Origin of the sequence: Curtobacterium sp. 260 (assembly GCF_030803485.1) — a bacterium.
Lineage (GTDB): Bacteria > Actinomycetota > Actinomycetes > Actinomycetales > Microbacteriaceae > Curtobacterium.
In genome coordinates this window covers 274,611-292,588 of sequence record NZ_JAURUY010000003.1, presented here as the reverse complement: position 1 = coordinate 292,588, position 17,978 = coordinate 274,611, and the positions used below count along the sequence as shown (strand labels likewise).

At 68.9% G+C, this 17,978-nt stretch carries 15 protein-coding genes; 8 read left to right on the top strand and 7 right to left on the bottom strand.

From position 1 onward, the window contains the following. Positions 1 to 239: 239 nt before the first annotated feature. Positions 240 to 1,706 carry a chromosomal replication initiator protein DnaA gene (gene dnaA / locus J2X59_RS05875; protein WP_066651121.1) on the bottom strand — a complete coding sequence of 489 codons (1,467 nt, stop codon included), beginning with the start codon at positions 1,704 to 1,706 and terminating at the stop codon, positions 240 to 242. Between the two features lie 517 nt (positions 1,707 to 2,223). On the opposite strand from dnaA, the gene rpmH reads away from it, so the two are divergent. The 8 genes from rpmH to J2X59_RS05835 all read left to right on the top strand — a co-directional run bounded on the left by rpmH (position 2,224) and on the right by J2X59_RS05835 (position 7,244). Further along, a complete protein-coding gene (gene rpmH, locus J2X59_RS05870; protein ID WP_043595303.1) occupies positions 2,224 to 2,361 on the top strand; it encodes a 50S ribosomal protein L34 in 138 nt (45 codons plus the stop codon). Then, positions 2,300 to 2,785: a ribonuclease P protein component gene (gene rnpA / locus J2X59_RS05865; protein WP_442781412.1), complete on the top strand. Its 486-nt coding sequence runs from the start codon at positions 2,300 to 2,302 to the stop codon at positions 2,783 to 2,785. Before rpmH ends, rnpA begins: the two co-directional genes overlap by 62 nt. After that, the gene (yidD, locus tag J2X59_RS05860; RefSeq protein WP_081985178.1) at positions 2,782 to 3,177 is read left to right on the top strand and encodes a membrane protein insertion efficiency factor YidD; all 396 of its coding nucleotides are present in this window, start codon (positions 2,782 to 2,784) and stop codon (positions 3,175 to 3,177) included. The genes rnpA and yidD overlap by 4 nt, the downstream gene beginning before the upstream one ends. A gap of 8 nt (positions 3,178 to 3,185) precedes the next feature. After that, entirely contained in the window at positions 3,186 to 4,148 is a 963-nt protein-coding gene (gene yidC, locus J2X59_RS05855; RefSeq protein WP_066658860.1) for a membrane protein insertase YidC, read from the top strand. A gap of 15 nt (positions 4,149 to 4,163) precedes the next feature. Continuing rightward, positions 4,164 to 4,652 (top strand): Jag family protein, encoded by a 489-nt coding sequence (locus J2X59_RS05850; RefSeq protein WP_326496100.1) that lies wholly within the window; start codon positions 4,164 to 4,166, stop codon positions 4,650 to 4,652. After that, positions 4,649 to 5,293 carry a 16S rRNA (guanine(527)-N(7))-methyltransferase RsmG gene (gene rsmG / locus J2X59_RS05845; RefSeq protein ID WP_251154397.1) on the top strand — a complete coding sequence of 215 codons (645 nt, stop codon included), beginning with the start codon at positions 4,649 to 4,651 and terminating at the stop codon, positions 5,291 to 5,293. The genes J2X59_RS05850 and rsmG overlap by 4 nt, the downstream gene beginning before the upstream one ends. A gap of 80 nt (positions 5,294 to 5,373) precedes the next feature. Continuing rightward, entirely contained in the window at positions 5,374 to 6,267 is an 894-nt protein-coding gene (locus J2X59_RS05840; protein WP_326496019.1) for a ParA family protein, read from the top strand. After that, on the top strand, positions 6,267 to 7,244 hold the full coding sequence (locus J2X59_RS05835) for a ParB/RepB/Spo0J family partition protein (protein WP_326496018.1): 978 nt from the start codon (positions 6,267 to 6,269) through the stop codon (positions 7,242 to 7,244). Before J2X59_RS05840 ends, J2X59_RS05835 begins: the two co-directional genes overlap by 1 nt. 1,809 nt (positions 7,245 to 9,053) lie before the next feature. On the opposite strand, the gene J2X59_RS05830 is transcribed toward J2X59_RS05835, so the two are convergent. From J2X59_RS05830 to J2X59_RS05805, 6 genes are all read right to left on the bottom strand, one after another. Beyond that, entirely contained in the window at positions 9,054 to 9,602 is a 549-nt protein-coding gene (locus J2X59_RS05830) for a YdcF family protein (RefSeq protein ID WP_326496099.1), read from the bottom strand. A 116-nt stretch (positions 9,603 to 9,718) separates the two neighbouring features. Next, complete coding sequence (locus tag J2X59_RS05825; RefSeq protein ID WP_326496017.1) at positions 9,719 to 10,681, bottom strand: D-alanine--D-alanine ligase family protein; 963 nt, start codon at positions 10,679 to 10,681, stop codon at positions 9,719 to 9,721. Between the two features lie 40 nt (positions 10,682 to 10,721). Next, the gene (locus J2X59_RS05820) at positions 10,722 to 12,026 is read right to left on the bottom strand and encodes an aminotransferase-like domain-containing protein (protein ID WP_209684773.1); all 1,305 of its coding nucleotides are present in this window, start codon (positions 12,024 to 12,026) and stop codon (positions 10,722 to 10,724) included. Positions 12,027 to 12,203: 177 nt separating this feature from the next. Further along, positions 12,204 to 12,530, bottom strand: coding sequence for a thioredoxin (trxA, locus tag J2X59_RS05815; protein ID WP_022832611.1), 327 nt, complete (start codon positions 12,528 to 12,530; stop codon positions 12,204 to 12,206). 63 nt (positions 12,531 to 12,593) lie between these two features. Then, positions 12,594 to 13,592, bottom strand: a complete 999-nt coding sequence (gene trxB / locus J2X59_RS05810; protein ID WP_271825893.1) for a thioredoxin-disulfide reductase — start codon at positions 13,590 to 13,592, stop codon at positions 12,594 to 12,596. 119 nt (positions 13,593 to 13,711) lie between these two features. Then, complete coding sequence (locus J2X59_RS05805) at positions 13,712 to 17,887, bottom strand: DUF6049 family protein (RefSeq protein WP_326496016.1); 4,176 nt, start codon at positions 17,885 to 17,887, stop codon at positions 13,712 to 13,714. Between the last annotated feature and the right edge of the window lie 91 nt (positions 17,888 to 17,978).

Here is a 17,978-nt window from a genome sequence, read left to right as displayed (position 1 = left end):
GGGAAACTCGGCGCATGGAACCGTCTCAGATGGTGGATGCGCGCCGAGGCGGGCCGATCCGGGGCCGTGGGGCGGGCCTCCCGGTCGGACACCGGTGCGACGGATGTCGGGTCGAGGGGAGACGACGGACGGGAGGCACGGTGCCGTTTCGCACCGTGCCTCCCGTCCGTCAGCTGGTCGCTTCCGCGTCCTGCTCGTGTCCGCGTCCTGCTCGTGTCCGCGTCCTGCTCGCGTCCGCGTCAGCGGTAGCGGCGGTCCTGCTTGATGCGGCTCGTCAGCTCGGTGACCTGGTTGTAGATCGACCGTCGTTCCTTCATCAGCTCGGTGATCTTCTTGTTCGCGTACATGACCGTGGTGTGGTCGCGGTTGCCGAACAGCTGCCCGATCTTCGGCAGCGACAGGCTCGTCATCTCACGGCACAGGTACATGGCGATCTGCCGCGCGGTCGCGATCGCCTGCGACCGGGACGAGCCGTACAGGTCGTCGACCGAGAGCTTGAAGTACTCCGCGGTGTGGTTGATGATGTCCGTCGGCGCGATCACGTTGTCGTCGTCGAGGGTGATCAGGTCCTTGAGGACCGTCTGCACCAGGGCCATGTCGACGGCCGTCCGGTTCAGGCTCGCGAACGCCGTGACGCGGATGAGCGTCCCCTCGAGCTCACGGATGTTGCTCGAGACCTTCGACGCCATGAACTCGAGGATGTCGTCGGGGACCTGCAGGTGGTCGGACTGCGCCTTCTTGCGCAGGATCGCGATGCGCGTCTCGAGGTCCGGCGCCTGCACGTCCGTGATGAGGCCCCACTCGAACCGTGAGCGCATCCGGTCCTCGAAGCCGGTCAGGTGCTTCGGCGCGACGTCCGACGTGATCACGACCTGCTTGTTGTGGTCGTGCAGCGTGTTGAACGTGTGGAAGAAGGCCTCCTGCGTGGAGTCCTTCCCCTGCAGGAACTGGATGTCGTCGATCAGCAGGATGTCGATGTCGCGGTAGCGCTGCTGGAACTGGTTCGACCGGTTGTTCGCGATCGAGTTGATGAAGTCGTTGGTGAACTCCTCGCTCGACACGTACCGGACACGGATGCCCGGGTAGAGGCTCTCGGCGTAGTGGCCGATCGCGTGGAGGAGGTGCGTCTTGCCGAGACCGGAGTCGCCGTAGATGAAGAGCGGGTTGTACGCCTTGGCCGGAGCTTCGGCGACCGCGACCGCGGCGGCGTGGGCGAAGCGGTTCGACGAGCCGATGACGAAGTTGTCGAAGTTGTACTTCGGGTTGAGTCGCGACTCGGGGCGACCGCCGGTGCCCGGGGAGTCGATCTGGCTCGGGACGAACGGTGCCTCGATGTACTGGCGGGGTGCCGCGCTCTGCTCCACCGGCGCCTGCACCGGCTCGGCGTACTCGGGGACGTGGCTCGGGACGACCGCCTCGACCCGCGGTTCCGACGCCATGTCCGGGTTCACCGTGATGGCGAAGTTCGCGACCGAGTCGTCACCGACCCGCGAGACGGCCTCGGTGATCGGGACGCGGATCCGCTGCTCGAGCATGCCCCGCGTCAGGTCGTTGGGGACCTCGAGGTAGAGGGTGCCGGCGAGGACGCCCTTCGGTTCGACCAGGTTGAGGAAGCCGTGCAGCTGCGGGGTGATGCGGTCGTCCTCGGAGAGGAGGCCCAGGACGGAGGACCAGAGGTCCTCGACGGGGTCGGCCGGCATCGTCATTCGCGCTGGTCTCCTGGTCTGGTGTCGGTGTGCTGGTGTCGTGGTACCGGTCCCGTGCCGTGGTGCTCGGTACGGCGGGACACGGGCGCGCCCGGTCGGTGCCGCTCCGCGAGCGTGTCCGGCGCGGCCGATCCACGGGCCGGACCGCCGTCACGCCGTGGCGGTGATCCACAGGGTTGTCCACAGTCCTGTCCACGGTGGCCCGGCTGCGGACGGTGAGGTGACTCCCCCGTCGCTCCGCGGAACGGGTCGATCGATCACACCACTGTAAAGGGTCTGACCGAGTCGTACCGAACGCACGTTTTCCCCAATGTGGATGATGATCGTGCGCTCACCTCGAACGAGGGCGGCCGTCGCCGCCGTTTGACCTCACCGCCGCTGTCACGTACCGTTAACCAGTTGACTGCGGCCACCTGGTCGCGCCCATCGTGTCGTTCGGCCTCGTCGAGCGGCTGTCCAGACATACGTGTCGGCTCGCGCTGAGCCCGTCCTCGAGCGCAGCCGTGTGGAGATCATCATGAGCAAGCGCACCTTCCAGCCGAACAACCGTCGTCGTGCCAAGAAGCACGGCTTCCGCGCCCGCATGCGCACCCGTGCCGGCCGCGCCATCCTGGCCGCGCGCCGCGGCAAGGGCCGCACCGAGCTCAGCGCCTGATCGGGCTGCGCCCCTCGGGGCAGCGCCTGATCCGGTCCCGAATCGGAACCCGGTAGCGATCGTGTTGGCTCGCGCCAACCGCATCGTCCGCGGTGAGGACTACCGGTCTGTCGTGCGTCGTGGTCGCAGGAGCGCCACGGCGCACGTCGTCGTATCCGTGGTCCGTCGACCCGTCGGGGCCGAGCCCGGTCCGGACGGTCCGACCCGCTTCGGGTTCATCGTCGCGAAGACGGTCGGCAACGCCGTCACCCGCAACACGGTGCGACGTCGGTTCAAGGCGATCGCCCACGATCTGCTGACCGAGGTGCCGACCGGCCACGACGTGGTCATCAGGGCCTTGCCAGCCGCGGCGCAGGCCGGATGGCCTAGCCTGCTCGGAGACGTCTCGCGCTCCTTCGCGCGCGGGGTGGAGAAGGCAGCATGAACCGCATCCAGTGGACCCGGCTGGCGTTGAACCGACTGGCCTGGGTCGTCGCGTTGCTCCCGCGCAACGTGTGCGTCGTCGTGCTGCGCGCCTACCGCGCGGTCATCTCTCCCCTGTACGGGAACGTCTGCCGCTACCACCCGTCGTGCTCACGGTACGCGCTCGAGGCCATCCAGCAGTACGGCGTCGTGCGCGGGTCGGCGATGGGGGCCTGGCGGATCGCGCGGTGCAACCCGTGGGCCGCAGGCGGGATCGACGACGTGCGTGACCGCCGCCGCCCCTACCGCCTGACCCGGTTCGGGTTCGTGCTCCCCCCGTCCCAGCTGCACCCCCAGCCGTCCGGCGATGCCCGTCGTCCGGTCCTGCTCCCCCAGCGCACTCGAAAGGCGTGACCGTCCTCATGGACTTCATCGGAACGATCCTCTGGCCACTGAAGTGGGTGGTCTCGGCGATCCTCGTGGCCTTCCACTGGATCTTCGAGTCGATCGGCATGGACCCGTCGGCCGGCATCACCTGGGTGCTGTCGATCATCTTCCTCACCTTCGTGGTGCGGGCCGCGCTCATCCCGATCTTCGTCCGGCAGATCAAGTCGCAGCGACGCATGCTCGAGGTGGCGCCGCAGCTGAAGAAGATCCAGGACAAGTACAAGGGCAAGAAGGACCAGTTCTCGCGTGAGGCAATGAGCCGCGAGACCATGGCCCTCTACAAGGAGACCGGGACGAACCCGCTGAGCTCCTGCCTGCCGCTGCTCATCCAGATGCCGATCTTCTTCTCGCTGTACTCGGTGCTGCACGAGGCGCAGATCAACAAGACCGGCATCGGTCTGCTCACGAACACCCTGGCGCAGGACTTCGGCAACGCGGCCCTGTTCGGCGCTCCCCTGCACGAGACCTTCACGAACGCCTCCGGGTGGGAGGTCCGGGTCATCGCGGGCTTCATGATCGTCGTGATGACCGCATCGCAGTTCGTCACCCAGCTGCAGCTCGTGGCGAAGAACATGTCGCCGGAGACCAAGGCGTCGCCGATGTACCGCCAGCAGAAGATGATGCTGTACATCCTCCCGCTGGTGTTCGTGATCTCAGGTCTGAGCTTCCCCCTCGGCGTCATGTTCTACTGGCTGGCCTCCAACATCTGGACGATGGCGCAGCAGTACTTCGTCATCCGCAGCATGCCGACCCCGGGTTCCGAGGCCGCACTCGCCCGTGAGGCCCGCCTGGCCAAGAAGGCCCAGCGTCGCGGCACCCCGGTGCTCGCCGAGGCCGGCGCTGGCTCCACCGCGGTCGAGGTCGAGCCCGTCCGCGTGACCACGCAGCGTCAGCAGCCCGTCGGCAAGAACCGCTCCAAGAAGAACGGGAAGAAGTAAGTGACCGAGCAGGACATCGCACCCACCGTCGACGCCGCGGCGGAGACCGAGACCGACGAGGTCCGCGACGAAGCGGACATCGCGGCGGACTACATCGAGGAACTCCTCGACATCTGCGACCTCGACGGGGACATCGAGATCGAGGAGCGTGGCGGACGGGTGTACCTGTCCGTGAGCGACGAGGGCGGCGCACTGCGGGTGCTCTCGAAGCCGGACACGGTGTCGGCCCTGCAGGAGCTGACCCGCATCGCCGTGCAGGCCGAGACCGGCGAGTTCAGCCGCCTCATCCTGGACGTCGGTGGCTCGCGTGACGCCCGAGCGACGGAGCTCCAGCGTCTGGTCGACACGGCTGTCGAGCGCATCGAGAGCGGTTCGTCGTCGGCGGCGCTCCCCCCGATGTCGTCCTACGAGCGCAAGCTCGTGCACGACCTGGTTGCCGAGAAGGGCTTCCACTCGGAGTCCGAGGGCGAGGGACGAGACCGCCACACGGTCGTCACGCGATGACCGACGAGGTCACGCCGGTCCTCGAGCGGGAGCCGGCTGCCGCTGCGCAGCTGTTCGGCGACCGGATCGAGGTCGCGCGGTCCTTCACGGCCGAGCTCGCTCGTCGCGGCGAGGAACTGGGCCTCATCGGACCCCTTGAACTCCCCCGCCTGTGGACGCGACACATCCTCAACTCTGCCTTGCTTGCGCCGCTCCTGGAGGCCGATGGTCGCGTCGCGGACGTCGGTTCCGGAGCGGGGCTCCCGGGCCTGGTGCTCGCGATCGCCCGTCCCGACGTCTCCTTCACGCTCATCGAACCGATGGAGCGTCGCTGTGACTGGCTGAACGCCGAATCCGAGCGACTCGGGCTGGGGAACGTCACCGTCCTCCGCGGGCGGGCTGAGGACGTCGCAGACTCGGTCGTCGTCGACCAGGTCACGGCTCGCGCGGTGAGTGCGCTGTCGAAGCTCATCCCGCTCACGGTCCCGCTGGTGCGGTCGGGTGGTCAGCTCATCCTGATGAAGGGTGCGCGGGTCGACGAAGAGATCGAGAAGGCTCGGAAGGTGATCCTCCGGAAGCGCCTGGCTGATGTCGAGGTGCTCGAGCTCGGAGACGGTGTGGTCGAGGAGACCACGCGAGTCTTCCGGGCTACAGTTGACTGACGCCGCGGCTGGGTCTGGCTGTGCTGGACCAGAGAGCCCGACGTTCCACGTGGAACACTGACCCGGGGAAGAGGTCTTCGTTGAGTTCATCGACCGACTACGACTCGTCGACGCCCCTGGCTCGCGAGATCGCTGACCTCAACCGGCGGCGGCGAGCGATCGCCACGCAGCAGTTCCCGCTCCCCGCGAAGACTCGCGTGTTCACCGTGTCGAACCAGAAGGGTGGCGTCGGGAAGACGACCACCACGGTGAACCTCGCGGCTGCCCTCGCGCACGGTGGTGCCCGTGTCCTGGTGATCGACCTCGATCCGCAGGGCAATGCTTCGACCGCGCTCGGGGTCGAGCACCAGGCCGAAGTGACCAGCGTCTACGACGTGATCGTGGACGAGGCGCCGATCGCCGATGCTGTTCAACGATCGCCAGAGTCCGAGACGCTCTGGTGTGTCCCGGCGACCATCCACCTGGCGGGCGCGGAGATCGAACTCGTCTCCCTCGTGGCGCGCGAGCAGCGGTTGCGTACGGCGCTCGACCAGTACCTGTCGTCGCTCGAGGAGCCGTACCACTACGTCTTCATCGACTGCCCGCCTTCGCTCGGCCTCCTGACGATCAACGCATTCGTCGCCGCGCAGGAGGTGCTGATCCCGATCCAGACCGAGTACTACGCGCTCGAGGGCCTCAGCCAACTCCTGCGGAACATCGAGCTGATCGAACGGCACCTCAACCCGGACCTCCGGGTGTCGACGATCCTGCTCACGATGTTCGACGGACGCACGAACCTGTCCAACCAGGTTGCAGCGGATGTCCGTGAGCACTTCGGCGAGCAGGTGCTGAAGGCCGTGATCCCCCGGTCGGTGCGCGTCAGCGAAGCACCGAGTTACGGACAGAGCGTCGTGTCGTACGACGTCAACTCGTCGGGCTCGCTCTCGTACCTCGAGGCAGCCGCCGAGATCGCAGCACGAGGAGCGCAGGACTGATGGCACCCAAGCGAACTGGACTCGGACGAGGCATCGGCGCCCTGATCCCGACGGCGTCGGACCAGCAGGACCGGCCCGTCGACGTGTTCTTCCCGACGGGCGGCTCGCCGGCCTCGGCGCCCTCCGCCGGTGCGACCGCTGAGGACCTCGTCGCCGTTCCCGGCGCACGTCTGGCGAACCTCAATCCGCTCGACGTCGTGCCGAACGCACAGCAGCCGCGCAAGGAGTTCCGCGAGGAGGAGCTCCAGGAGCTCGTCCACTCGATCCGCGAGATCGGTGTGCTCCAGCCCATCGTCGTCCGTCCGATCGCGGGCGCATCAGGCACCGAGGCGCAGTACGAGCTCATCATGGGTGAGCGTCGTCTGCGTGCCACGAAGGAGCTCGGGCTCGCGACCATCCCCGCGATCGTCAAGGACACCCCTGATGACGCGATGCTTCGGGACGCGCTGCTCGAGAACCTGCATCGTGCACAGCTCAATCCGTTGGAAGAGGCGTCGGCGTACCAGCAGCTGCTCGCGGACTTCGGGATCACGCAGGAGCAGCTCGCGCAGCGCATCGGCCGGTCGCGTCCGCAGATCACGAACACGATCCGTCTGCTCCGGTTGCCCTCCCCCGTCCAGCGCCGCGTCGCTGCCGGTGTACTGTCCGCGGGACACGCACGTGCCGTCCTCGCGGCACCGGACGCCGAGGCGATGGAGTACCTCGCCGAGAAGATCGTCAACGAGGACCTCTCCGTCCGGGCCGCAGAGGCGATCGCGCAGCAGTTGTCGGCCAAGACGCCGGTGAAGCCGAAGGCGGAGCCGACGAAGCGACAGGCGCACTTCAACGACCTCGCCGAGCGCATCGGTGATCGGTTGAACACACGCGTGAAGATCGCGGTTGGTGCTCGCAAGAGCTCGGTGACGATCGACTTCGCGAACGGCGATGATCTCAACCGCATCCTCGGCGAGCTGGGCATCAGCGACATCGCTGGCTAGACGCGCTCGGAGGCCGTCGTTGGTGCAGGGACGGCGCCCTGTGGCCGTGTGCGGGGCGTACCGTGCGTCCCCGTCATCCAGTCCCCGATCGGACCTGTTCGGCCGCCTGCGGGGCGAACGGCGGCGTTGACGAGGCGCCGAGGGCGACAGCTGCGCTCGCGCGTACGCCAAGGCCGTCTGAGGCGGTGTTCCACGTGAAACGTCTTGATCCAGTTGTTCGGGTCAGCCATCTCGTCTCGCGACGTTGCTCGGGCTTTCGCGGCCTGCACATCTCGACGATGCGACAATGTGCCTGCCTGCCTGCCTGCCTGCCTGTGGTCCCTGCAAGCTGGAGAAGACTGCGTACGTCGCCGAGTTCTTCCGGTGCTACCGATCGGAGTCTGTGCCGGCGTACGGCTCGCGGAGTACAGTTGGGGTGAGCGGGCGGCAGTACGCGGATCGCATGGTCGCTACGCGATGAAGGGCCACCGGACGTGCTGGCACGACCACTTTCCATGGTCTCTCTCCCCACCTTGTCCTCCGAGTGCATCGGTCGTCGACCTCGACGTCGACCACGATCCTCGTGTTCGCGGTACCGGCTGTGCGCCCATCAAACGAGTGGTCGTGCGCGACAGAAACGGCTTGGTGCTCGGCCTCCCTGGCGACGGCGACGGCGCAACGATGCGTGTGTCGGCGTTCGATCAGAACAACCCGGGACGGGTGCGGCTCCGGACCTCGGGCGGATGACGGCCGCGTGGCTTGGTGCTGGGACCCGACCTCACACCGTGAGCGGGCAGCGCATCCTTCGTCCTCACGCTGGTGGCACGAGCGATCGGGCGCTGTGGACTTCGAACTGAGGAGGTCGGCCCAACCCGGATGTGCGCAAGGTGTGACACCGAGCGGTCCGTCTGCGGCTACGGGCGGCACGGCTCCCTGGCCGTCGGCAGTACCGTCGGGCGCCGCGGACGGTCGACGGTGGTGCGACGACCTCGACGGCGCCAGGTGGTGCCTACCTCGCCGCCTTGTGACGGTAGCGGCACGTCTGGGATGAGGATGCAGATGCCCGCACGATCCAAGGGAGGAGCCCTGCGAGGGGTGACGTGCGTATGGCCCGCGTCCCGCGGCTGCAGTGCACCACTATCGGAAGGGGCGTGCTCTACTCGAACTCGTCCGCACTGATCGTTCTGCAGCACTGCCCTCCCCCGCTCGGCCCGCGAAGCGCGCGAAGTGAACCGGGCCGCGGGATACGGTCTCTGGGCTGGCGGAGGTTCATCGAGGAGAACGAGGATCGATGCGACCGACGGCATCGGCTCAGGTGAGGCTCGAGCAAGCCGTTCGGAGGTGCGAGCGCGAACCCGATGCATCCTGCGACGCCCGTAGGCCACCGTCAGGGTCGACCAGGACCGGAGCGATGTGCGGCACCTGTGCACCGGATGCACCAATTGACCACCGGTTTGCCCGTGGTGCACGAGGCGCCTTGGGTCCGCTCCTGCACCAATGCGAGGGTCGGGGCTGCACGAAGGGTCGAGGTTGGAGGGTCGGCGGCGCGGTGCACCTCGACGACGACCGTCGTACCGGAGCTGTGCGCACTCGATCAGCAGCCGAGGGACCGGTCGGAGGAATCTCCGCGTGAGGATCGGCACTGCGGTACCCCTCCCGCGCTGGCGAGCGTGATCGACCTCCGCGCCCCTCTCGCGATCGAGATGACGAACGCACGCCGGCTCTGTTCCCCGCGTCCGGATCACCTGGTTCGGCGCGCTCCCCGGAGACGTCCTCGTCAACCTCCCCGTGAGTGACGACAGCGGGTCCGGCCCCACGCGCCGGAGTGTTTCACGTGGAACAGCGGCTCCGCAGGAGCTTCCAGATCCCGACGGCGGCGAAGACCGGCTTCGCCCAGAGCATCTCCCCGGCGCGATAGTCCAGCGCTGGGGCCAGTTTCGACGCCAGGTTCGGGTCCTGGCGGCGGAGGTACGCTCGCCCCTTCGCGGCGTGGAGTCCGTTCGAGCAGATGACGACGCGGTCTGCGGCGGCGATCATCGGCCTCGCGTTCGCGATGTTCTCCCATGTGGAGACGCTGTCGCGGTCCTTCCTGACCGCACCGGTCCACCCGAGCCGGCGCACCGCATCCTCGAGCAGATCAGCTTCGGGGACCGCCCCGCGCACCGCTCCGCCGCAGCACACGATGATGGTTGTGTCACCCGCTGCTTCGTACCGCCGCGCGGTGCGCACGGCGATACGGGCGCGCCACCGGTTCACCGCGTTCGGGTTCGATCCTGCGTTCGCGAAACCGAGGACGACGATGGGCGTCACCGCTCCGGTGCCCGCTGTCCTCCCTGCGGTGCGAGTCGGAATCGTGCCGAGCGCGCGCCGCGCAGTCATCGATGCCACAGCATGAGCAACCTCGCCGACGATCGCGGCAGCGCCCAACGGGACGGCCACAACGAGCAGGGGCAGTGTTCCACGTGGAACACTGCCCCTGCGTCGTACCGACATGGTCAGCTGCGGTGGTCGCGGATGGCCTGTTCCGCGAGCTCCGCGTAGGTCCAACCGAGATCGAAGCCGGAGGCACTCAGCGCCTGCGGAACGAGGGAGGTCTCGGTCAGACCCGGGAGGACGTTGGCTTCGAGGAACCACGGCGTCCCTGCCGCATCGATGATCAGGTCGACGCGCGAGATGTGGCGGAGACCGAGCGCCGTGTGCGCTGACACGGCTGCGTCTGCGGCGGCGGAGGCGAAGTCGCTCGACAGTCGGGCGGGCGTGAAGAAGGTCGTCTCCCCCGCGTTGTAGCGCGCCTCGAACCCGTACGTCCCGCTCTTCGGGACGATCTCGACCGCCGCGAGCGCCACGGGGCCGTCACCCGTGTCGATGATCCCGACGGCGACCTCGGTGCCGCGGATGAGCTGTTCCACCACGACGTCGTCGCAGTAGGTGTACGCGCTGACCATCGCACGCGGGAGATCGTGTGCGTCCTCGACGAGCGTGACTCCCTGGGCGCTCCCGCCTCGTGCCGGCTTGACGGCGAGCGGCACCGGGTGTTCCGCGGCGATGGCATCGAGGACGCCCACGGCACCGAGCTCGCGGAAGACGTCGTGCGACAACGTGACCGACCGAGGGGTCCGCACACCGGCCCGCGCGGCGAGCGCGGACGAGGTGGGCTTGTCCCATGCCAGCCGGGCTGACGTGGAACGGGAGCCGACGAACGGGATGTCCAGAGCCTCCAGGATGCCCCGCAGCGCGCCGTCCTCGCCGGACGCGCCGTGCAGGGCCGGCCAGACGACGTCCGGGCGTGACTCGCGCAGCGCGGGCAGGAGCGACGCGTCGGCATCGCGCAGGTCGACCGTCCAGCCGTAGCCGGTCAGTGAGTCGGCGACCCGTCGCCCTGACCGCAGGGAGACGTCTCGTTCGTGCGAGATCCCTCCCGCGACGACGACGACGTGACGACGGGTGAGCTCGGCCATGCGAGGGTCCTCCGGGAAGAGCGAACGGTGAAAGTGCTGATCAGGACACGTTCGGCGGCGGCGCGACGACGGTGGAGCGCGACTCGGACACCGCGCTCGGACGGGTTGTGTGTCCGAAGGTCTCGAGGAGCTCGAGCTCGTCGTTGATGACGGTGGCCAGGCGCTTGACGCCGACCCGGATCTGATCGGGGGTCGGGTAGCAGAAGGACAGGCGGATGTTGCCGCCGCCACGGCCGTCGGCGTAGAAGGCGGTCCCCGGTGTGTACGCGACGAGTTCCTTCACGGCACGGGGCAGCATGCCCTTCGAGTCGAGGGCGTCGGGCAGCGTCAGCCAGACGAAGAACCCACCGTTCGGCTTCGTCCAGGTGAGGTCCGGCAGGAACTCCCCCAGGGCGGCCATCATCGCGTCCCTGCGCTCCGCGTAGAGGCCCCGGAAGGTGTCGACCTGCCCCTTCCAGTCTGCGGCGTCCAGGTAGGCGTTGACGACGTACTGACCGAAGGAGTTCGGCGCGAGGACGGCCGACTCGTTGGCGAGCACGAGCTTCTCGCGGATGGCGTGCGGGGCGAGGGCCCAACCGACACGGAAGCCGGGAGCCAGGGTCTTCGAGAAGGACCCGAGGTACACGACGCCCTCGTCGTCGATCGACCGGATCGCCTGCGGAGCGGGCTCGTCGAACCAGAGCAGTCCGTACGGGTTGTCCTCGAGCACGAGGATGCCGTTCGAGCGGCAGATGTCGAGGACCTCGATGCGGCGCTCACGGCTCATCGTGACACCCGCCGGGTTGTGGAAGTTCGGGATCGTGTAGAGGAACTTGATCCGCTTGCCCTGCGTGCGCAGGTTTGCGATCGCCTCGCGCAGCGCTTCGGGGACCAGGCCGTGCTCGTCGGTGGTCACGTGGACGGTCTCCGCCTGGTACGAGCGGAAGACCCCGATGGCGCCGACGTACGACGGCGACTCGGCGAGCACGACGTCGCCCGGATCGATGAAGAGCCGCGTGACGAGGTCGAGCGCGTGCTGCGAGCCGGTGGTGACCACGACGTCCTCGGCGCTGGCACGGATGCCCTCGAGGCTCATCACGTCGACGATGTGCTCGCGGAGGGAGCGCAGGCCCTGTCCGCCGCCGTACTGCAGCGCCATCGCGGCGTCCTCGGTCATCACGCGGTCGATGGACCCCGTGACGAGCTCTCGCGGGAGCGCCGAGACGTACGGCATCCCGCCGGCGAGGGAGACCACCTCGGGCCGCGATGCCACGGCGAACAGGGCTCGGACCTCGGAGGCGCTCAGCCCGGCGGTGCGCTGGGCGTAGGAGTCGTACCAGGGGTCGAGGCTGTTGCCGTTCGTCATCGTGTGCTCCGTTCAGTGGGACATTCCCGCCACACTACGACATGCGTTGCCGGATCCGCGGTGGGAGGCGGGGGCCGATCCTGAAGCTGTGGCCCTCGCACGCGCAGCCGGCATCCGGGAACGGCGACGGCCCCGCCCTCCGAGGAGAGCGGGGCCGTTCGCGGTCTGTCGGTCGGACTACGCCAGGAACTCGGCGAGGTCGGCCTCGAGCGCCGGCTTCGGCTTGGCGCCGATGACGGTCTTGACGACCTCGCCGCCCTTGAACACCTTCATCGCCGGGATCGACGTGATCTGGTAGTTCATGGCCGACTGCGGGTTGTCGTCGACGTTGAGCTTGACGATCTCGATCTTGTCGGCGTGCTCCGCGGCGATCTGGTCGAGGATCGGGGAGACGGCGCGACACGGACCGCACCACTCGGCCCAGAAGTCGACGAGGATGGTCTTGTCGGACTTGAGGACCTCGTCCGAGAAGGTGGCGTCGGTGACGGCCTTTGCGTTGGACATGTGTGCTCCTTCGAGAAGTTCAGTTGGTGCAACGGCTGGGCCGCTGCGGTATTCCGGTCTGGGTCAGGCCCGTGCGGCCTCGACATCGATGATCGCCGGCCCCTCGGGCGTGACGCCCTCGGCCTGGTCGACCAGCGCGTCGTCGAGTTCGGCGAGGTACTTCTCCGCGTCGAGGGCGGCGACGGTACCGGAACCGGCTGCCGTGATCGCCTGGCGGTAGGTCGGGTCGATGACGTCGCCCGCGGCGAAGACCCCGGGGAGGTTGGTCTTCGACGAACGACCCTGGACCGCGATCGTGCCCTCGGGAGCGAGGTCGATCTGCCCGTGGATGAGGTGCGTCCGCGGGTCGTTGCCGATCGCGATGAACAGGCCGTCGAGCTGGAGCGAGGACTCCTCCCCGGTGACGGTGTCGCGGAGGGTGACGCCCTCGACCGAGGAGTCACCCGTGATGCCGGTGACCTCCTTGTTCCACGCGAACTCGATCTTCGGGTCGTTCATCGCACGGTCCTGCATGATCTTCGACGCGCGCAGGCTGTCCTTGCGGTGGATGACCGTCACCTTGTCGGCGAACCGGGTGAGGAACGTGGCTTCTTCCATCGCTGAGTCGCCGCCGCCGACGACGGCGATGTTCTTCTGCCGGAAGAAGAACCCGTCGCACGTGGCGCACCAGCTGACGCCGTGGCCGGACAGACGCTCTTCGTCGGCGAGACCGAGGTGGCGGTACGCCGATCCGGTCGCGTAGATGACCGCGAGGGCCTCGTACGTCTCGCCGGACCCGACGGTGACCTTCTTGACCTCACCGGTCAGGTCGACCGAGACCGCGTCGTCGTACAGGACCTCGGCGCCGAACTTCTCGGCCTGTTCCTGCATCTTGATCATGAGGTCCGGGCCCTGGATCCCCTCGGGGAAGCCCGGGAAGTTCTCGACCTCGGTGGTCTTGGTGAGCTCGCCGCCGGTCTCGACGCTGGACGCGACGATCAGGGGCTTGAGCTCCGCGCGCGCGGCGTAGATGCCGGCGGTGAACCCGGCGGGACCGGAACCGATGATGATGAGCTGGCGCATGCCTCGCTGCCCTTCCGTTGAGTGCTGACCGGGTCAACACATGGTAGCGGCGGGACATTCCGGCACACCGGTGAGCGGACAACCGATGAGCGGACAGCCGGTGTGCGGACGATCGGCGGTCAGCGTCCGAGCCGCTTGCGGAGCAGCGCGACCGCGTTCGCGATCTCGCCGTTCTTCGACACGATCAGGGCGCCGAAGTACACGAGCGCCATGACGGCTCCGGTCAGCGCGATGGTGACGAGCGCGCCCGTCCGGTCGGACATGGCGAAGCCGTCGGGTGAGAAGGTCCCGAGGGCGGTGACGACGGCCGCCCCGGCGACGCCGGCGATGAGTGCCGCGATGACGAACTGCACGTGGGAGCGGGTGACCACGGGGCCCTCGATGCCGTTCAGGCGACGACGGACGAGCACGAGCGCGATGATCGTCTGCGCCGTGCCGGCGAGCGTCGTGCACGCCGCGATGGAGACGCCGACGATGCTCTGCGGGAACGTCGCGACGGCCAGGGCTCCGATGACGAACAGCACCGACTGCACGCACTGCATGAGGAACGGCGTGCGGTGGTCGTGCATCGCCCAGAAGACCCGTTGGATGATGAACAGCATGCTGAACAGCACCAGGCCGGGCATGTAGGCGAGGAGCACCGCGCCGATGGAGAGCGCCTGCTCGAAGGTGCCGGCGAACATGCGACCGAACGGCACGGACACGACGATCAGCGCCACCGACGCGAACACCGTGAACAGCCCGACGATCCGCAGGGACAGCGACAGGTTGCGCCGGACGGCGTCGAGGTCGCCGCGACCGGCGTCGTGGCTCATCCGCGTGAAGTACGCCGTCGCGATCGACACCGCGAAGATCGAGTGCGGCAGCATGAACAGCAGCCACGCGTTCTGCAGCACCGCGTTGCCTGCGGCGCCCGTGCCGAGCGACGCGACGCGCGACTGCACGATGCCCGCCAGCTGCGTCACGAGGATCATCGCGAACAGCCAGCCGGCCGCCGTGCCCGTCGCCTTCAGGCCCACGCCGCGCCAGCGGAAGTCCGGGCGGAACGACAGGCCGGCGCGCCGCCAGAAGAACGGCAGGAACGCGGCCTGCGCGAAGACGCCGAGCGAGGCACTCCCCGCGAGCACCGCGATCTTCAGCGGTGTCCAGCCGTCGACCGAGGAGTTGACGTCCTGACCGCCGAACATCGCGATGAAGACGACGAGACCGGCGATGGCGATGACGTTGTTGATGAGCGGTGCCCACGTGAAGGGGCCGAAGACCTGCTTGGCGTTGAGGACCTCACCGAGGAGCGAGTACAGCGCGTAGAAGAGGATCTGCGGGAGGCACCAGAAGGCGAACGCCACGGCCAGGTCGGTCTGTGCCGGCGTGAAGCCCTTGCCGTCCCCGGTCGCCTGCTGGCTGTAGACGAACACGAGGAACGGTGCGAGGACCGTCGCGACGATGGTGATCACCACGAACACCGTCGCGCCGAGCGTGACGATCTTGTTGACGTAGGCCGTACCGCCGTCGCGGCTCTCCCGCATCGACCGGACGATCTGCGGGATGAGCACCGCGGAGAGCAGACCACCGGCGATGAGCGCGTAGATGTTGTTCGGCAGCTGGTTCGCGAGCGCGAACGCGTCGGCGCCGGGCGACTTCGCCTGGCCGATCGCGTAGGCGAGCACGAACGTCTTGCCGAAGCCGAGGACCCGCGAGAGCATCGTGCCCGCCGCGAGCATCGCGCTCGCCCGACCGAGGTTCCGTTCGGCCGCGGGCTCCGCGTCGACGGCGGGTTGCTGCTGCGTGCTGATGGTCGGCTCCTCGGGATCTGGCGTGGTGTCGTCCTGGTCCGGACGGCCGGCCTGGAGGCGCGGCTCGCCGCCGTCGCGCACCGTCGCGTCCGCAGGGCGCGCACCGGCCTGCTGCGGTGCGACGCGCGCGGGACCGGACGCGGCAGTGGTGCCGACCACGGCGGCGGCGGGCGCCGCCTGTGCGACGTGGGACGGGCCTCCCGATCGTGCAGGGGCGCCGGGGGCATCGGGCTGGACCGCGAGCGGACGGTTCGGGTCGTCGTCGTCCTCGTCGTCGAGCTCGCCGTTGCGGCGGCGGATGCGCTTCCGGATGCTGCGGAAGATCCCGAAGCCGAAGATCGCGACGAGGCCGATCGCGGCCACCGCGGTGATCACGGTCTCCCACTGCGCCTGCACGTTGAGCTCGACCGTGGTGGGCTGCGACACGGTGACCCCGGTCGGCGTGGTCAGGGACATCGTCAGGTTGACCGTGCCGTTCGCGACCGACCGGACCGGGATGGTCGTGCGGGCGGAGGACTGCGGCTGGAGCTTCACCTCGATGTCGTTCCGCACGACCTGCAGCGCCGAGCTCGACGGCTGGACGTTGAGGCGCACGGTGACCGGGTAGTCCGTCCGGTTGCGGACCGACACGGGCAGCGACGATCGGTCCCCGAGCAGCGTCAGCGAGCTGGAGTCGGGGATGCTCACCTGGTCGGTGGTCTGCGTCCAGGACCGGGCCTGCCGGTCGACGGCGGTGGTGAGGGCGTCGGGTTCGTCCCGCCAGGCGTTCGACGCCAGGGCGAGCAGCTGGAGCCGCGCAGGGGCGGTGACGGTCGCGGGGTCGTCGACGGCCGATGCGAAGGCGACGAGCTCGCGCTCGCTGTCCACCAGGGTCCGCAGGCGGTCGAGGCGGGCGTCGCCGTCGTCGGCCGGCGCCAGGGTGAGCGAGCCGGCGGTCGCCTTCGCCGCGGTCGACAGGTCCGAGGGCGACACCCACGGGGTGTCCTCGAGCGCGTCGAGCACGGCGCTCAGCCGACCGGTCTCGGTCGGCCAGCTGCGGCTGAGGGTCAGGAGCACGGGGCTCTGCGCGGTACCGGCACGCGCCGCCGTCGCCAGGGTCGCGGTGAGTTCCGCCACGGCCGCGTCGTAGGCGCGCTGGTCGGTGGCGTCGGCGGCGTCCCGCAGCAGGGCAGACATGCCCTGGTCGGCGACGAGGACCTTCTGGTCGCCGATGCGCTCGGCGGCGGAGACGGTGGTGTCCGGGCCGGCGGAGGTGTTGCCGCTCGCGATGATCGTCGTCTCGGTGCCGGCCTTCGCGAGTGCGGGCAGGTCGTCGGTGGCCACGGTGTTCTCGACCGGCCACGCGACGTCGTCGAGTGCGTACGGGAAGTCCAGCAGGCTGGCGGTGGTCGGCAGCGTCGTGGTCGTGCCGTCGGTGTCGTCCTGCCCCGAGCCGTCCTGACCTGTGCCGTCCTGGGTGCCGGCGGTCACGTCGTCCGAGGGGGTCGGTGTCGCGTCCGGGGTCTCGTCGACGGGGGCACCCGCGCTGGCCGAGGCCGTCGGTGTCCCGGTGGCCGTCGGGGTCGGGGTCGGCGTGCTGGCACCGGGGAAGTTCCGCTCGTCGATCGCCTGGTCGAGCGAGATCACCTCCGGGATCCCGTCCGCCCCGGCCTGGCGCAGCCCGGTGACGTCGGCGTCGGCGTACGACAGCGCGAAGGTCTCGTTCCGGAGCCCCTCGAGCCGGTCGAGCCAGTTGCGCGCACTCGACGGGGCGTTCTCGCCGAGCAGCCGGATCGAGGCGATGATCCTCGGGTCGACGCCGACGGCCACGTTGTGGTCGACGGCGGCGTCGAGCTGCTGGGTGAGGGTGCCGTCCACCGCGGTCGCCGCCGCGAGGTCGTTGGCACCGATCACGCCGTCGGCCGTGCTCGGCAGGGTGATCGGCATCGCGACCGAGACACCGACCGGGGTCTGCTGGAAGTCCGGGTACCAGGTGATCGCGGACCGGGCGACGGCGAAGGTGTCGCCCGCGGTGTACTCGGCCGCGATGCGTCGGGCGCCGAAGGACGAGTAGCCGCCGAGTGCGACGTTGCCCGGCACGATGGTCACCGTCTGGGTCACCGAGCGGTGCGCCGGGACGACCGGGACGTCCGCAGAGTCCATCGGGGCGCCGAGGTAACCGGTCGTGGTGGTGTCGGAGAGCCAGTCGGAGAGGACGTCGCGCGTGCTCTCGGAGCGGAAGATGTCGAGCTCGACCGACCCGGCGGGGACGTCCGTGTCCGTGTCGTTGGTCACCGTGACCGTGACCTCGAGGTCCTCGTCCCGTCGGACGATCCCGCGGTCGGCCGGGGCGATCGACACGGTGGTCTTCCCCTGGTCGGCTGCGGCCGGAGCCGCGGTGCGCGTCGTGGTGCGGTCGACGGAGGCGGCGTGCGCCGGGTCCGGACCTGCGGGCGTGGCGACGAGGCCGACGGCGACGAGGGCCGTGGCAGCGGCGGCGAGCGTGGAGCGGAGGATGTGCATACAGGAGGGCCCGAGGGTCGGTTCCGGCCGAGCACGAGTGTACGAGGGGCGGACGGGGACGATCCCGTGCGCGCGGGCCGTGTGGAGAACT

What these genes read in the sequence shown, in the direction of transcription:
- dnaA (WP_066651121.1), bottom strand. Translation starts at nt 1,706, where the DNA reads ATGACGATGCCGGCCGACCCCGTCGAGGACCTCTGGTCCTCCGTCCTG.
- rpmH (WP_043595303.1), top strand. Translation starts at nt 2,224, where the DNA reads ATGAGCAAGCGCACCTTCCAGCCGAACAACCGTCGTCGTGCCAAGAAG.
- yidD (WP_081985178.1), top strand. Translation starts at nt 2,782, where the DNA reads ATGAACCGCATCCAGTGGACCCGGCTGGCGTTGAACCGACTGGCCTGG.
- yidC (WP_066658860.1), top strand. Translation starts at nt 3,186, where the DNA reads ATGGACTTCATCGGAACGATCCTCTGGCCACTGAAGTGGGTGGTCTCG.
- rsmG (WP_251154397.1), top strand. Translation starts at nt 4,649, where the DNA reads ATGACCGACGAGGTCACGCCGGTCCTCGAGCGGGAGCCGGCTGCCGCT.
- J2X59_RS05835 (WP_326496018.1), top strand. Translation starts at nt 6,267, where the DNA reads ATGGCACCCAAGCGAACTGGACTCGGACGAGGCATCGGCGCCCTGATC.
- J2X59_RS05830 (WP_326496099.1), bottom strand. Translation starts at nt 9,602, where the DNA reads ATGACTGCGCGGCGCGCGCTCGGCACGATTCCGACTCGCACCGCAGGG.
- J2X59_RS05825 (WP_326496017.1), bottom strand. Translation starts at nt 10,681, where the DNA reads ATGGCCGAGCTCACCCGTCGTCACGTCGTCGTCGTCGCGGGAGGGATC.
- J2X59_RS05820 (WP_209684773.1), bottom strand. Translation starts at nt 12,026, where the DNA reads ATGACGAACGGCAACAGCCTCGACCCCTGGTACGACTCCTACGCCCAG.
- trxA (WP_022832611.1), bottom strand. Translation starts at nt 12,530, where the DNA reads ATGTCCAACGCAAAGGCCGTCACCGACGCCACCTTCTCGGACGAGGTC.
- trxB (WP_271825893.1), bottom strand. Translation starts at nt 13,592, where the DNA reads ATGCGCCAGCTCATCATCATCGGTTCCGGTCCCGCCGGGTTCACCGCC.
- J2X59_RS05805 (WP_326496016.1), bottom strand. Translation starts at nt 17,887, where the DNA reads ATGCACATCCTCCGCTCCACGCTCGCCGCCGCTGCCACGGCCCTCGTC.